Genomic DNA, 13,268 nt, shown 5'->3' on the forward strand with positions numbered 1-13,268 from the left:
TTCCAATTATATCATTACCCTTCTTGTTATGACTAACTTTTAGGTCGTTCTCCTGAGGAATATCTGAGAACCCCATTATAGATCGAAGCAGCTACTTTACGTTGATAAGCTTCGTCCGCAAGCATACGTGCCTCTTCTGGATGAGAAAGAAAACCCACTTCTACCAGTGCTGACGGGATTTTCAGAGCCTGTAACAGGTAAACTGTATTCACCGTTTTGGCGATTCGATCAGTATTCTCGAGATTACGAACCATCTCTTGTTGAAGCAGATTGGCCAGTCCTTCGTTATCCGGATGGTTAGGTGTATAGAAAACCTGCGCTCCACTCCATCGGTTTGAAGGAACACTGTTCATGTGAATGCTGATAAAAAGATCCGCTTGCTTATCCTCTATCCTCCTTACTCTTTGTTTCAGATCTTCCGTCTTACGTTTGGAGTACCCCTTGGTGTCTGATTCCGCCAGATCGGTGTCTATTTCTCGTGTCATCACAACTAAGGCCCCTGCCTGTTGCAAATAATCTCTTACATACAAGGCGATAGCCAGGTTGATATCCTTTTCAATAACCCCCTGTTTACTCACCGCTCCTCCATCTGGACCTCCGTGTCCTGCATCAATAGCAATGACTTTACCTGCCATCGGCAAACTCCAGTAACCTGACGTCTTCGCTGAAGGCAGCTCATAGGACATTACCGCCACTAACATGGCCAGCAAACCGAGGCTTAACATGACCCTTTTGATTGTCTTTAACCTAATCCAGACTACAAAGTGCTTCCCCATATTTTTACGCATAAAAAAACCACCTCGTCCCTATAAATGACTCTAATCATCTATATGGGACAAGATGGACAAATATACCGTTAGGACCAGACTTGCTCCGCCATTCCTTCAATCAGCACCTCAGCTACCTCAGGACGTGTAAATTAAGGCGAAGGGCATTGGCCGTCACCGTAGCAATCCGCGCACTTTGGTGCCGGAAAGCGTCATATGGTGTTCCTTATCCTGTGAACAAGTTTTGCTGGATGGCATATTTCCACAGTTGGTACAGAAGAAACTATGCTCGAAGAACAACCGAGTGTTCCCCAGTTCCTCAACCGTAAAGTTAGTATAAATCTCCTGTGCTTCATACGTTCCGTATATTCGCCCAATATTTCGGACGGTTTAGAATTTGAATTGGACCTCCTACGTATGTTGCAGGACGCTCCAACCATTTTTTCACACCTGGATGCTCTGGATCATCTGTTTTGAATACACGCCGTGCTTCTTCACCCTGATCCACCTGGTATATAATTTGGACTTCGAGCAAACCATCGGTTACCCCATCTTGATCAGCAACAAGTTTCACACGTTCACCAATCTGGAGGGATGCCACCTGTGTATCGTCAACAATAAGTGTAATCGGTATACTCCAGACGGTTCCATACACGAACGCATGCGAGACACAACCGAAAGGTAATCTTCCTCATTTATGGAACCTTGAAGTGGCGAGAACGCATCCACACCAATCAGATCCAAATCTGATATCGTCCAAGTATTACTACGCAAAGAGGATAAATTCATACTGGTCTTGCAACAACTGCTCCCGTTCTTCTCCTTGTAGAATACGCTGCACCAGCGTACCTCCATGAAGCAGAATCGATGTCATCTTGCAGCTCCTTGTTTATCTATTATTTATGAAGGCCACATTCCGTTTTATCATTACCAGACCAGCGTCCAGCACGTGGGTCCTCGCCAGGCATAACTTGACGTGTGCAATGCTCACAACCAATACTCGGGTAGTTCTGATCATGAAGCGGGTTATACACAACGTTATTGTCACGAATATATTGCCATACATCTTCCGTCGTCCAATGCGCAATTGGATTAAACTTCATCAAGCCGAATTTTGAGTCATATTCAATCTTTTTCGAATTTGCACGGGTTGGTGCTTGATCTCTACGGATACCTGTAATCCATGCATCGTACTGTGAAAGAATACGTGTCAGTGGCTCGACTTTGCGGATATTGCAACATCCGTTGGGGTCAGACTTCCACATCTCTTCACCATGTTGAGCTGCCTGCTCTTCAGGCGTAATCTTAGGTGATACACGTACAAAATCAAGATTATAATTCTCCTGCATCTTATCACGTGTTTCGTATGTTTCCTTAAAGTGAAAATCTGTATCCAGATAAAAAATATCTGTGGATGGGCTGATCTTTTGCAGCATATCTACAAGTACGACATCTTCTGCACCAAAACTACATGCAAAAGTGATATTTGGAAATGTCTCAATCGCATACCGAATAATATCCTCTGGACTCGCATGTTCCAGTTCCTCTGCCTTAGTCCGTGCCAATTCTTCTTTCTCCAACAAGTTCATCTGTGAATTTCCCCCATTCTGCATTTCAATACATTCTAAAGCCGACTAATCTAATATGAATTATGTTTAGTATAAATCTTTCATTGGGGATGTCAATGCCTGCCATATGGTAAAATAAATCAGTTTTTACCCTCACTTAAACGTCTCTTTCACACAATATTTTAGTACAGTTTACGCATTTCTCTGTTAGTCAGATAAAAACAATCCAATTGCTCCAAGTCACCGGGCAGATCAAAATAGATCACATACCCTTGGAACCTTTGCTGCTGTTAGGTTTGCACAGTTCATGTCTACATGAACTGAATTAAAAGCGCCAGTTGATTGAGAATGAAGAAAGAAAAGAACAAGTTTGAAGCTGAGTAGGATTGCAACATATAGTAATTGATATGTAAGGGACTTTTATCGTTTCCATAAGAAATACTGATGAGCCTTAGATCAGAGAATGAAGTTCAAAACAGCATACCGAATGCATTCAGTGAATTCAGCGTGAGTCTCCACAGATGATCATATAGGGAGCTTTTATAGAAAGTAGAGGTGAAAGATCGATAAGAGTAAATCGAATGATGTAAAACGGATTTAGAGAGGTTCTTTAAGATGTATTAACGCACATACTAAAAGGTTGTATGGAGGAACATTAAGAGGACTCGACAACAGCAATGAAGGTACAATGTACAAGCATGTGGAGAGATATGAGAGCTATATTACACCAACTGATGCAGTATAAGTGAGTAGTCATGAACATATAAAAAAGCCTTTGACCGAGGCCAAAGGCTTTTAATATTAACGTTTGGAGAACTGAGGTGCGCGACGAGCCGCTTTAAGACCGTATTTTTTACGCTCTTTCATACGTGGGTCACGAGTCAGGAATCCTGCTTTTTTCAGAGATGCACGGTATTCCGGATCTGCTTTCAACAGAGCGCGGGAGATACCATGACGGATTGCGCCGGCTTGACCGGAGATTCCGCCACCATGAGCAATAACAAGAACGTCATAGTTGTTAAGCGTTTCTGTCAAGTTCAGTGGTTGTTTTACGATCAGTTTGAGTGTTTCCAAACCGAAGTATTCATTAATATCACGTTTATTGATGACAATGCGTCCTTCACCCGGTACAAGGCGAACACGTGCTACCGAATGTTTACGACGACCTGTCCCATAGTATTGTACTTGTGCCATGAAACTGTCCTCCTTTTAATTAACCGCGAAGTTCGTAAACTTCTGGTTTTTGTGCTGCATGTGGATGCTCAGTGCCTCTGTACGCTTTAAGTCTCAACTTCATTTTCTCGCCCATGCGAGTTTTTGGAAGCATACCGCGAACAGCCAATTCCAACATACGCTCAGGTTTGTTTTTAACCATCTCTTCAGCTGTAGTTACTTTCAAACCACCTGGGTGCATTGAGTGACGGTAGTATTTTTTACCTTGCATTTTCTTACCAGTCAATACGATTTTCTCAGCATTGATGATAACAACGAAATCGCCAGTGTCCACATGTGGAGTGAATTGTGGCTTGTGTTTGCCGCGAATCAAAGCAGCTGCTTCGCTCGCCAAACGTCCGAGGGTTTTGCCTTCAGCATCAATGATGTGCCATTGGCGCTCAACTTCGTTAGGCTTAGCCATGTACGTAGTACGCATGAAAAGTTCCTCCTTAAAATGTTCAAAATCATCATTTTCATTTATCTTCGTTCGTTAAGTTATAACTTTAGGTGTTGATGGATTGTAAATTCGATGTGAACCTCTTAATTGGGGCTGTGGGAAAGCCATTAAGAAAACACAACTTTTATATTACATGATAGGCGATTAAATCGCAAGTGTTAATTAAGCTTTTCACTCACCAAATTTAATCTTTTTTGTATTCAAGATCCCAGAGCATTAAACCGCAGCTAACTGCAGTAGGTCCTGCAGCAGATCGATTACATGCAGCAATCATATTCGGTACATCAGAGGCTTCCCGTTTGCCCTCTCCGATCTCCAGCAGTGTCCCTACAATGATACGAACCATATGCTGCAAAAAGCCGTTACCACTCACATAAATGTGAATGACACCCTGATCGCGCGGATGGTCTCTGCACATTGATCGGTCCACTTCCATCCATGCTTCGTATACCGAACGTACGTGATTCTCTTTCTGGGACTTGCGTGAAGCAAAAGAGGTAAAGTCATACGTCCCTATGAAATGACGCAATCCCTCCTGCATTGCCCTAACGTCCAGCTTCGCATGATGATGATACTGCAATCTTCTGTTGAATACATCCGGAAATTGATTCGCATTGACTGTATAACGATACGTTTTCTTTTTCGCTGCATAGCGAGAATGAAAATCAGCCGAAACTTCAATCGCATCAATAACGACAATATCGGATGGTAGTCTGGAGTTGAGTGCAATACACCAACGTTCAATCGGGATCTGGGACTCCGTAGGAAAATTGAAGATCTGTCTGCGAGCGTGAACGCCTGCATCTGTTCGTCCTGAACCTGTAATCTTAACAGTCTCACCGGTCAAAGCACGAATCGCATCTTCAAGATGGTCCTGAATGGTATTCCCTCCCGGCTGTACTTGGAAGCCGTAGTAGGCAGTGCCATCATAACTTAACGTCATACATAAGTTCCGCATTATTACCACACCTTTGTTCCATACTATACATATCCCTATCCCGAACAGCAAAAGAAGCCCCTTACGGAGCTTCTATTACAGCACGAATTCCGAAATGAAGAGAAAAAAAGGGTTAATCCAGAATCGTTGATTCTGTCCCCTTTCCTCATCTCATCTGTTTTACGCGCGGTCTACCAGTTCCAAGTAAACCATTGGCGCTGCGTCACCACGACGAGGTCCCAGTTTCAGGATACGAGTGTATCCACCTGGACGCTCAGCGTAACGACCGGACAATTCGCTAAACAGTTTTTGGATTGCATCCTGCTCACCATCGATAGTTTCGCGGCGAACATAAGCTGCCACTTGGCGACGGGCATGAAGATCTCCCTTTTTCGCTTTAGTGATCAGTTTTTCAGCAATAGAGCGAACCTCTTTTGCTTTCGCTTCAGTTGTCTGAATGCGTTCGTATAAGAACAGGTCGGTTACCAGGTCACGGAACAAAGCTTTACGTGCGCTGGAATTACGGCCCAACTTTTGGTATGCCATTGTTTTCCCTCCTTCACTTCAAGCACTCGGCTGTCTATTCTTCTGTACGGAGTCCCAAACCAAGTTCCTCAAGCTTCTCTTGAACTTCTTCCAAAGACTTGCGTCCGAGGTTACGGACTTTCATCATGTCTTCTTCCGTTTTCGTAGTCAGCTCTTGCACAGTATTAATACCGGCACGTTTGAGGCAGTTGTAGGAACGAACAGAGAGATCCAGCTCTTCGATCGTCATTTCGAGTACTTTTTCTTTTTTGTCTTCTTCTTTTTCGACCATGATCTCTGCATCTTTCGCTTCGTCTGTAAGACCCACGAAGAGCATCAAATGCTCAGTCAAAATTTTAGCGCCAAGGCTTACAGCCTCTTCAGGACGAATACTTCCATCAGTCCAAACTTCCAACGTGAGCTTGTCATAGTTGGTCACTTGACCGACACGCGTATTTTCCACAGCGTAGTTAACGCGACTGATCGGGGTGAAGATGGAATCGACTGGGATGACGCCGATCGGCTGGTCATCGCGTTTATTCCGATCTGCCTGGACGTAGCCGCGACCGCGATTGGCAAAAATACGCATGTGAAGTCTCGAACCTGGTCCGAGCGTAGCAATGTGCAAATCCGGGTTAAGGATTTCCACATCGGAGTCAGCACGGATATCTCCAGCCGTAATTGCTCCTTCGCCTTCAGCATCAATCTCGAGCACTTTCTCCTCATCCGAATGAATCTTAAGCGACAAAGCTTTCAGGTTAAGAATAACCTCCGTAACATCTTCCATTACGCCAGGAACTGTAGCAAATTCATGCAGAACGCCATCGATTTGAACCGAAGACACTGCCGCACCCGGCAGTGACGAGAGCAAGATTCGGCGAAGCGAGTTTCCAAGCGTCGTACCGTATCCGCGCTCAAGCGGTTCTACTACGAATTTCCCATAGGTGCCATCATCGTTGACGTCTACCGTCTCAATTTTCGGCTTTTCGATTTCAATCACTGCAATACCCCTCCTTCAAAACGTCGGTCCTCTATGAAACATTTACCTTCTCTTGCGAAAACATGTAGTAGTATGCCTAAACAACCATTATTAGCAGATTGTGCCGGAAATATACCACACGCAGGGGCAAATCTCATTAGACACGACGACGTTTTGGAGGACGGCATCCGTTATGCGGGACTGGAGTTACGTCTTTGATCAGGTTAACTTCAAGACCAGCAGCTTGCAAAGAGCGGATCGCTGCTTCACGGCCTGCGCCTGGTCCTTTAACCATAACCTCAACGGCTTTCATCCCATGTTCCATTGCAGCTTTGGCAGCAGTCTCAGCAGCCATTTGTGCAGCAAACGGAGTCGATTTACGGGAACCTCTGAATCCGAGGCCGCCTGAGCTTGCCCACGAAATTGCATTTCCGTGAGGATCCGTAATAGTAACGATAGTGTTATTGAAAGTGGAACGGATATGCGCCACGCCAGATTCAATATTCTTACGGTCACGACGTTTAGTACGTACGACTTTTTTCGGTTTAGCCATTTTCTCTTATCCCCCCTTATTATTTCTTCTTGTTCGCTACTGTACGACGAGGACCTTTACGAGTACGAGCATTCGTTTTCGTACGTTGTCCACGAACAGGCAGACCACGACGATGACGAACTCCACGGTAACAACCGATCTCCGTCAAACGTTTAATATTCAAAGAGATTTCTCGACGCAGGTCACCTTCTACTTTGACCTCTTTATCGATACTTTCACGCAATTTGCTGACTTCATCTTCCGTCAAATCACGAACACGAGTGTCCGGATTGATGCCTGTTGTGCTCAGAATTTTCTGGGAAGTCGTTTTACCGATTCCGAAAATATAAGTCAAGGCGATCTCAACGCGCTTATCACGTGGCAAATCCACACCAGCTATACGTGCCATTTTACGCTACACCCCCTTCTTTAACCTTGTTTTTGTTTGTGTTTCGGATTTTCACAGATAACCATAACATTCCCTTTGCGGCGAATGACTTTGCATTTTTCGCAAATCGGCTTGACCGAAGGTCTTACCTTCATGTGAATTACCTCCTCAAAGTTTTGCTTAGCAAAACCCTCTTCGTAAGCATTGACCTTGTTCTACTATTGTAAAACCGGCTTCGAAGCTTTCGCAAGTTTTGCCGGGCAAAACCCGCTTCATAAGCTTCACAGTTCATTGCAACTGTCTACTACTATTTACGGTAAGTTATACGACCTTTTGTTAAATCATAAGGCGACAACTGAACAACTACTTTGTCTCCAGTCAGGATACGGATAAAGTGCATCCGCAGTTTTCCGGAAACGTGAGCGAGAATTTGATGACCGTTCTCAAGCTCAACCTTGAATGTTGCATTCGGTAGCGGTTCGAGAACCGTACCTTCCACTTCAATGACATCTTCCTTGGCCATTAGTCAGTCTCCTTTCTCTTCAGCTTGAATGTTGGTGGATTCCAGAAATGAATGAACCGCATAGCGGAGCTTTCCATTTGTCACCCGACCACACTCGTTTAAACTGTTCACAACCTCGCTGCTAATCATGGGTTGGAGTTCAAGATGAAGAAGATTCTTCTTCTTGGGTTGATCAAACTTACGTTTGTCTCCATCCGCAATATATACGAACCTACTGTCCGCTATAGCAACAATTACTGCGGCTTGGTCCGCATTGCGGCCTTTACGGATCTTCACAAGTTGACCGAGCTGCGGATTAGACTGATTGTTCATGCCTTATCACCTACGCATTCAGTTTCGTGAAAATTTCCATACCATCTGGTGTAACTGCTACGGTGTGTTCAAAGTGGGCACATAACGTTCCATCAACTGTGACGACAGTCCAGTTATCTTCCAACGTTTTCACATACCGTCTACCTACGTTAACCATCGGCTCTATGGCCAGCACCATGCCCGCTTTAAGCCGTGGTCCCCGATCGGGAAGACCATAGTTCGGAATCTGTGGTTCTTCGTGCAGATCCGCGCCTATGCCGTGACCGACATATTCACGCACTACGGAGAACCCTTCATCTTCAATATATTTCTGAATCGCATGAGATATTGTAAACAAGCGAACGTCCGGTTTTACCAGCGCCAGACCTGCGTATAACGAAGCCTCGGTAACGTCCAGAAGACGACGGGCTTCTTCGGAAATACGGCCGACCGGATAAGTCCAGGCGGAATCTCCATGATACCCCTGGTACTGCGCGCCAATGTCAAACGTAACGATATCGCCCTCGTTCAACTTGCGTTTGCCGGGAAATCCATGTACCAACTCTTCATTTACTGAAGCGCACACACTGGCAGGGAAACCGTTATAACCTTTGAAAGACGGCACAGCTCCTTGACTGCGGATGTATTGATCGGCCATATGGTCAAGTTCTCCAGTCGTAATACCGGGAGCGATATGCTCTGCCAAGAGACGATGCGTTTCCGCAACAATTCTCCCTGCTTCCCTCATCAAGCCCAGTTCCGTTTCGGACTTACCAATGATCATCAATTAACCTCTCAGTAAGGACACGATTTCTTGAGAAACTTGATCGATATCCTGTTCTCCGTTCATTTGACGAAGAAGACCTTTAGTCTCATAGAACGTGAGGAGTGGTGCTGTTTTGTTGATATACTCGTCCAGTCGGGTACCTACACTCTCTTCATTATCATCAGAGCGTTGATACAACTCACCGGCGCATTTATCACAAATACCTTCCTGCTTAGGCGGATTGAATACCACATGATAAGTGGAACCACAGTTCTTACAAATTCGACGACCCGTCAAACGGGCGAGCAATTTGTTGCGATCCACTTTCAGGTTGATTACATGATCGAGACCTGAGTTCAATCGATCCAGAATGCCATCGAGCGCTTCTGCTTGCGAAAGGGTTCTTGGAAATCCGTCCAAGAGGAAACCTTTTCTGCAGTCAGGCTGCTGCAAACGTTCTTCAACGATGCCAATGGTTACATCATCTGGTACAAGCAATCCTTGATCCATATATTCCTTGGCTTTCATGCCAATGGGAGTTCCCTGTTTGATCGCGAGACGAAATGCATCGCCTGTTGAAATATGGGGAATACCGAACTCTTTCACGATGACGTCTGCTTGCGTTCCTTTTCCTGCCCCCGGAGGGCCCATGAATAGGATGTTCACGTTATGTCACTCCCTCCAAGACTACCCTACATCAACAAACAGCACAATAGGTGCCGGCAAGTAAATCTTCACTCGACCGGTACCTATTGCCTATTTATTGATAAAACCTTTGTAGTGGCGTTTGATCAATTGGCTTTCGATTTGCTTCATCGTATCCAGCGCAACACCGATAACGATCAGGAGGGATGTTCCTCCAATTTGCGCAGATTGAGGCAAACCAGAAAGTGCCCCTAAGAATACAGGCAGAACGGAAATGACTGCCAAGAAGATGGCTCCGGCCATTGTCAAACGAGTCATGACACGGGTCAGATATTTCTCGGTTGCTTTACCCGGGCGAATGCCTGGGATGTAACCGCCGTTCTTTTTCATATTATCAGCCATCTGCTGTGGATTCATCTGTACGAAAGTATAGAAGAATGTGAAACCGAAGATCATCACGACATACAGCAACATACCGAGAGGTTTGTGTGTAGTCAAGTTCTGTCCGATCCACTGTGCCCATAGGCGATCTGCCCAGAAGTTGGCGATGATCGTTGGGAACATCAACAGCGATGATGCGAAGATGACAGGGATAACACCTGCTGCATTAATTTTCAGCGGGATATGTGTATTCTGTCCACCGTACATTTTGTTACCTACGACACGTTTAGCGTACTGTACCGGAATTTTCCGAATCGCCTGCTGAATGTAAATGACCCCTATGATGATCAGCACAATAACAATTGCGATGATTACACCTTTAAGAATATTCATAAACAGTTGGTCAGGTTGAATGAAGTCGGATTCGATGGTTTGTTTGATAATATTAGGCACCGTTGATAGGATACCCGCAAAGATCAAGATCGAAATCCCGTTTCCTATGCCCTTCTCGGTGATTTGCTCACCAAGCCACATCAGGAATGAAGTACCGGCCGTAAGTACAATCGCGATCAAGATATAATCTGCAAATGTAGCGTTAGGCACCATCTCTGTATTGTACAAGCGGTTGAATCCGATCGACGTACCAAACGCTTGAATCAATGCCAGCCCGATGGTTAAGTAACGGGTCAACTGTGCAGATTTCTTCTTACCTTGTTCACCTTGCTTTGCCCACTCCGCTAATTTAGGAATAACGTCCATGGAAAGCAACTGTACTATGATAGACGCAGTGATGTAAGGCACGATCCCGAGCGCAAATATCGAGAACTGGAAGAGCGCTCCACCCGAGAACGTATTTAGAAGTCCAAAAACTTCTTTACCCGCAGAATTTGTCGCTTCGAACACATCTTTGTTAACTCCCGGTACGGGAACAAAGGAGCCGATGCGGTAAATGATCAGTACAAAAAGGGTAAATAATACCCTTTTGCGCAGATCTTCAACCCGCCAGATATTCTTTAGGGTCTTGAACATTAAATCACCTCAGTTGTACCGCCGGCAGCTTCAATTTTCTCAATAGCAGATTGAGAAAACTTGTTAGCTTTAACAGTCAGCTTCACAGTGACATCACCGTTACCCAGGATTTTGATTCCGGATTTAGCGTTTTTAACTACGCCATTCGTCATCAAGAATTCTGGAGTTACTTCAGTACCCGCAGCAAAACTGTTCAGGTCTTCAGTATTCACAACTGCATATTCTTTGCGAGTTGGGTTTACAAAACCACGTTTTGGCAAGCGACGATACAATGGATTTTGTCCACCTTCGAAGCCTGGACGAACTCCACCGCCAGAACGGGAATTTTGTCCTTTGTGACCGCGACCTGATGTTTTACCTGTACCACTACTTGGACCGCGACCAAGACGTTTACGTTCTTTGCGGGATCCAGGAGATGGTGAAAGCTCATGTAACTTCATCGTTCGTTGCACCTCCTTAAAGATTTGTGGGATTAACCCGTTTTTAAGCTTCTACTTCTTTAACAGCAACCAAGTGGCTTACTTTGTTAATCATACCACGGATGGCAGGATTATCGTTTTGTACCACTTTGCTATTGATTTTGCGCAAACCCAATGTTTTCACAGTTGTTCTTTGCGTCTCCGGACGTCCGATCAAGCTGCGGACGAGGGTAATTTCTAATTTAGCCATGAGAATTCCCTCCTTAACCCAGAAGCTCTTCGACGGATTTTCCGCGCAGTTTAGCCACGTCTTCAGCACGCTTCAAACGGGACAAACCTTCCAAAGTCGCATTGACCATGTTCATGGAATTCGAAGAACCCAGAGATTTTGTCAAAATGTCACCTACACCAGCAAGTTCGAGAACCGCACGTACAGGACCACCAGCGATAACACCAGTACCTTCAGATGCTGGTTTCAACAGCACGCGTCCTGCGCCGAACTTACCTGTTACCAAGTGAGGAATCGATGTTCCTACGAGTGGAACGTGTACAAGGTTTTTCTTAGCGTCTTCAATACCTTTGCGAATTGCATCAGGTACTTCGCCCGCTTTACCGATACCAGCTCCAACCCAGCCGTTGCCGTCGCCGACTACAACCAGTGCGCTAAAGCTGAAACGGCGTCCGCCTTTTACTACTTTAGCTACGCGATTAATATTTACAACTCTTTCAGTCAGTTCCAAAGTATTCGGATCTACACGCAAGTCGTTAACCTCCTTTTGAAAAATATCTTAAAACTCAAGTCCTGCTTCACGAGCCGCTTCAGCCAAAGCTGCGATACGACCATGGTACAGATAACCGCTACGGTCAAATACGATGTTGGAAACACCTTTGTCTTTCGCACGTTTAGCAACGAGTTCGCCAACTTTACGAGCTGATTCAACAGATGCACCATTTTTGATGTCAGTGCTCAATTCTTTGTCTACGGTAGACGCGGAAGCGATTGTTACACCAGCAACATCATCGATGATTTGAGCATACATATGTTTACCAGAACGGAATACGTTCAAACGAGGACGTGCTGCCGTTCCTTGGATTTTCTTACGAACACGAAGGTGTCTTTTCAGACGAGCCTTATTTTTATCTGGTTTCGTAATCATCTCAAAGATTCACTCCTTTCAGGTTACCTCGCTGGCTTCAAAGCAGAAGCCACGGGGTATATTAGAAACACACGAAGCAAGCAAGCCGAAAGCCGCGCAAAGGCGGTAAGAGAAATCTTATTTCTTCTTACCGGCTTTACCTTCCTTACGGATGATACGCTCGCCTTCATATTTGATACCTTTACCTTTGTACGGCTCAGGTTCACGAACGGAACGGATTTTAGCAGCGTAAGCACCTACACGCTCTTTATCGATTCCGCGAACGATGATTTTCGTATTCGAAGGTACTTCGAATTCGATTCCCGCTTCCGGTGTAATTTCAACCGGGTGAGAGTAGCCAACGTTCAGAACGATTTTATCTCCGGATTTGCTTGCACGATATCCGACCCCAACCAATTCCAGAGATTTTGCGAATCCTTCAGTAACGCCGCTCACCATATTGTTTACAACGCTACGCGTTGTGCCGTGCAAAGAACGGTGAGTTTTGTTATCGGAAGGACGCACAACTGTGATTTCGTTATTTTCAACTGTAACCTTCATGTCTTTATGAAGCTCACGAGTCAAAGTTCCTTTTGGTCCTTTTACCGTAATAACGGTGTTGTCCAGGGTGATGTCTACACCACTTGGTACTGTGATTGGTTTGCGACCAATACGAGACATATGTTGCACCTCCTATCTTGTGACGTTAT

The 13,268-nt window shown here is 45.1% G+C and carries 20 protein-coding genes and 1 pseudogene; all 21 read right to left on the reverse strand.

Annotated elements, in window-relative coordinates:
- Positions 1–32: 32 nt before the first annotated feature.
- The 21 genes and pseudogenes from cwlD to rplF all read right to left on the reverse strand — a co-directional run bounded on the left by cwlD (position 33) and on the right by rplF (position 13,239).
- Positions 33–788, reverse strand: a complete 756-nt coding sequence (cwlD, locus tag MKX75_RS25615; RefSeq protein WP_339167361.1) for an N-acetylmuramoyl-L-alanine amidase CwlD — start codon at positions 786–788, stop codon at positions 33–35.
- 68 nt (positions 789–856) lie between these two features.
- A pseudogene (locus MKX75_RS25620) lies at positions 857–1,641 on the reverse strand (hypothetical protein).
- A gap of 22 nt (positions 1,642–1,663) precedes the next feature.
- The gene (locus tag MKX75_RS25625; protein ID WP_062836192.1) at positions 1,664–2,356 is read right to left on the reverse strand and encodes a phosphoadenylyl-sulfate reductase; all 693 of its coding nucleotides are present in this window, start codon (positions 2,354–2,356) and stop codon (positions 1,664–1,666) included.
- 780 nt (positions 2,357–3,136) lie between these two features.
- On the reverse strand, positions 3,137–3,529 hold the full coding sequence (gene rpsI, locus MKX75_RS25630) for a 30S ribosomal protein S9 (protein WP_017692105.1): 393 nt from the start codon (positions 3,527–3,529) through the stop codon (positions 3,137–3,139).
- 19 nt (positions 3,530–3,548) lie between these two features.
- Positions 3,549–3,986, reverse strand: a complete 438-nt coding sequence (gene rplM / locus MKX75_RS25635; protein WP_024633564.1) for a 50S ribosomal protein L13 — start codon at positions 3,984–3,986, stop codon at positions 3,549–3,551.
- A 205-nt stretch (positions 3,987–4,191) separates the two neighbouring features.
- Entirely contained in the window at positions 4,192–4,965 is a 774-nt protein-coding gene (gene truA / locus MKX75_RS25640) for a tRNA pseudouridine(38-40) synthase TruA (RefSeq protein ID WP_076334120.1), read from the reverse strand.
- A 159-nt stretch (positions 4,966–5,124) separates the two neighbouring features.
- Positions 5,125–5,490 carry a 50S ribosomal protein L17 gene (gene rplQ / locus MKX75_RS25645; protein ID WP_017692102.1) on the reverse strand — a complete coding sequence of 122 codons (366 nt, stop codon included), beginning with the start codon at positions 5,488–5,490 and terminating at the stop codon, positions 5,125–5,127.
- Positions 5,491–5,524: 34 nt separating this feature from the next.
- Positions 5,525–6,469 carry a DNA-directed RNA polymerase subunit alpha gene (locus tag MKX75_RS25650; RefSeq protein ID WP_017692101.1) on the reverse strand — a complete coding sequence of 315 codons (945 nt, stop codon included), beginning with the start codon at positions 6,467–6,469 and terminating at the stop codon, positions 5,525–5,527.
- 136 nt (positions 6,470–6,605) lie between these two features.
- Entirely contained in the window at positions 6,606–7,001 is a 396-nt protein-coding gene (gene rpsK / locus MKX75_RS25655; RefSeq protein ID WP_017692100.1) for a 30S ribosomal protein S11, read from the reverse strand.
- A gap of 19 nt (positions 7,002–7,020) precedes the next feature.
- The gene (gene rpsM, locus MKX75_RS25660) at positions 7,021–7,389 is read right to left on the reverse strand and encodes a 30S ribosomal protein S13 (RefSeq protein ID WP_062329455.1); all 369 of its coding nucleotides are present in this window, start codon (positions 7,387–7,389) and stop codon (positions 7,021–7,023) included.
- Between the two features lie 20 nt (positions 7,390–7,409).
- The gene (gene rpmJ / locus MKX75_RS25665; RefSeq protein ID WP_003333770.1) at positions 7,410–7,523 is read right to left on the reverse strand and encodes a 50S ribosomal protein L36; all 114 of its coding nucleotides are present in this window, start codon (positions 7,521–7,523) and stop codon (positions 7,410–7,412) included.
- Positions 7,524–7,675: 152 nt separating this feature from the next.
- The gene (gene infA, locus MKX75_RS25670; protein ID WP_017692098.1) at positions 7,676–7,891 is read right to left on the reverse strand and encodes a translation initiation factor IF-1; all 216 of its coding nucleotides are present in this window, start codon (positions 7,889–7,891) and stop codon (positions 7,676–7,678) included.
- A 3-nt stretch (positions 7,892–7,894) separates the two neighbouring features.
- Positions 7,895–8,203 (reverse strand): KOW domain-containing RNA-binding protein, encoded by a 309-nt coding sequence (locus MKX75_RS25675; protein WP_062836190.1) that lies wholly within the window; start codon positions 8,201–8,203, stop codon positions 7,895–7,897.
- A gap of 10 nt (positions 8,204–8,213) precedes the next feature.
- On the reverse strand, positions 8,214–8,966 hold the full coding sequence (gene map, locus MKX75_RS25680; RefSeq protein ID WP_062836189.1) for a type I methionyl aminopeptidase: 753 nt from the start codon (positions 8,964–8,966) through the stop codon (positions 8,214–8,216).
- 3 nt (positions 8,967–8,969) lie between these two features.
- Positions 8,970–9,614: an adenylate kinase gene (locus tag MKX75_RS25685; RefSeq protein WP_076334121.1), complete on the reverse strand. Its 645-nt coding sequence runs from the start codon at positions 9,612–9,614 to the stop codon at positions 8,970–8,972.
- Positions 9,615–9,704: 90 nt separating this feature from the next.
- Positions 9,705–11,003, reverse strand: coding sequence for a preprotein translocase subunit SecY (gene secY, locus MKX75_RS25690; RefSeq protein WP_047841120.1), 1,299 nt, complete (start codon positions 11,001–11,003; stop codon positions 9,705–9,707).
- The gene (gene rplO / locus MKX75_RS25695) at positions 11,003–11,443 is read right to left on the reverse strand and encodes a 50S ribosomal protein L15 (RefSeq protein WP_017692093.1); all 441 of its coding nucleotides are present in this window, start codon (positions 11,441–11,443) and stop codon (positions 11,003–11,005) included. Before rplO ends, secY begins: the two co-directional genes overlap by 1 nt.
- Positions 11,444–11,486: 43 nt before the next feature.
- Complete coding sequence (gene rpmD, locus MKX75_RS25700) at positions 11,487–11,672, reverse strand: 50S ribosomal protein L30 (RefSeq protein WP_017692092.1); 186 nt, start codon at positions 11,670–11,672, stop codon at positions 11,487–11,489.
- A 13-nt stretch (positions 11,673–11,685) separates the two neighbouring features.
- The gene (gene rpsE / locus MKX75_RS25705) at positions 11,686–12,183 is read right to left on the reverse strand and encodes a 30S ribosomal protein S5 (protein ID WP_017692091.1); all 498 of its coding nucleotides are present in this window, start codon (positions 12,181–12,183) and stop codon (positions 11,686–11,688) included.
- 27 nt (positions 12,184–12,210) lie between these two features.
- Positions 12,211–12,579: a 50S ribosomal protein L18 gene (gene rplR, locus MKX75_RS25710; protein ID WP_017692090.1), complete on the reverse strand. Its 369-nt coding sequence runs from the start codon at positions 12,577–12,579 to the stop codon at positions 12,211–12,213.
- Between the two features lie 117 nt (positions 12,580–12,696).
- On the reverse strand, positions 12,697–13,239 hold the full coding sequence (rplF, locus tag MKX75_RS25715; RefSeq protein WP_017692089.1) for a 50S ribosomal protein L6: 543 nt from the start codon (positions 13,237–13,239) through the stop codon (positions 12,697–12,699).
- Positions 13,240–13,268: the final 29 nt, after the last annotated feature.

Origin of the sequence: Paenibacillus sp. FSL R5-0341, from assembly GCF_037975235.1 — a bacterium.
GTDB classification, from domain to species: domain Bacteria; phylum Bacillota; class Bacilli; order Paenibacillales; family Paenibacillaceae; genus Paenibacillus; species Paenibacillus amylolyticus_A.

Coding starts and splice junctions, on each gene's coding strand:
- rpsI (WP_017692105.1), bottom strand. CDS start 3,529: ATGGCACAAGTACAATACTATGGGACAGGTCGTCGTAAACATTCGGTA.
- MKX75_RS25625 (WP_062836192.1), bottom strand. CDS start 2,356: ATGAACTTGTTGGAGAAAGAAGAATTGGCACGGACTAAGGCAGAGGAA.
- rplF (WP_017692089.1), bottom strand. CDS start 13,239: ATGTCTCGTATTGGTCGCAAACCAATCACAGTACCAAGTGGTGTAGAC.
- rpsM (WP_062329455.1), bottom strand. CDS start 7,389: ATGGCACGTATAGCTGGTGTGGATTTGCCACGTGATAAGCGCGTTGAG.
- rpmD (WP_017692092.1), bottom strand. CDS start 11,672: ATGGCTAAATTAGAAATTACCCTCGTCCGCAGCTTGATCGGACGTCCG.
- secY (WP_047841120.1), bottom strand. CDS start 11,003: ATGTTCAAGACCCTAAAGAATATCTGGCGGGTTGAAGATCTGCGCAAA.
- MKX75_RS25675 (WP_062836190.1), bottom strand. CDS start 8,203: ATGAACAATCAGTCTAATCCGCAGCTCGGTCAACTTGTGAAGATCCGT.
- rplO (WP_017692093.1), bottom strand. CDS start 11,443: ATGAAGTTACATGAGCTTTCACCATCTCCTGGATCCCGCAAAGAACGT.
- rpmJ (WP_003333770.1), bottom strand. CDS start 7,523: ATGAAGGTAAGACCTTCGGTCAAGCCGATTTGCGAAAAATGCAAAGTC.
- rpsK (WP_017692100.1), bottom strand. CDS start 7,001: ATGGCTAAACCGAAAAAAGTCGTACGTACTAAACGTCGTGACCGTAAG.
- truA (WP_076334120.1), bottom strand. CDS start 4,965: ATGCGGAACTTATGTATGACGTTAAGTTATGATGGCACTGCCTACTAC.
- map (WP_062836189.1), bottom strand. CDS start 8,966: ATGATCATTGGTAAGTCCGAAACGGAACTGGGCTTGATGAGGGAAGCA.
- cwlD (WP_339167361.1), bottom strand. CDS start 788: ATGCGTAAAAATATGGGGAAGCACTTTGTAGTCTGGATTAGGTTAAAG.
- rplM (WP_024633564.1), bottom strand. CDS start 3,986: ATGCGTACTACGTACATGGCTAAGCCTAACGAAGTTGAGCGCCAATGG.
- rplR (WP_017692090.1), bottom strand. CDS start 12,579: ATGATTACGAAACCAGATAAAAATAAGGCTCGTCTGAAAAGACACCTT.
- infA (WP_017692098.1), bottom strand. CDS start 7,891: ATGGCCAAGGAAGATGTCATTGAAGTGGAAGGTACGGTTCTCGAACCG.
- rplQ (WP_017692102.1), bottom strand. CDS start 5,490: ATGGCATACCAAAAGTTGGGCCGTAATTCCAGCGCACGTAAAGCTTTG.